A 246-nucleotide genomic window follows, 5' to 3' on the forward strand; every position below is an offset into this window, starting at 1 on the left:
GGTCCGCATGGCCGTGATCACCGACTGGTAGCCGATCAGCACGAGAACAGAAGCGAGTAGCAGATGGGACAGCGCGGTCCATGTCGTCGGGTGCCAACCGCCAAGCGGCGGCATCAAGAGAGCGCCGAAGAAGGCGACCGAAATGGCGGTGACGACAGTCACCATCAGCGACGGAATTTCCGGATCGATCGAGCGTGTCGCAAGATCGCGTCCGGCTGTCGTCAAAACGCTGGCAACGCAGAGCAG

Annotated in this window: 1 protein-coding gene; it reads right to left on the minus strand. The window is 61.8% G+C overall.

The annotated features are described in order from the left end of the window. On the minus strand, nucleotides 1-246 hold a 246-nt coding region (locus SB659_RS20280), incomplete at both ends, for a hypothetical protein (protein WP_410551732.1).

It is taken from the genome of Arthrobacter sp. SIMBA_036 (genome assembly GCF_046535135.1).
Classification (GTDB): Bacteria; Actinomycetota; Actinomycetes; order Actinomycetales; family Micrococcaceae; genus Arthrobacter.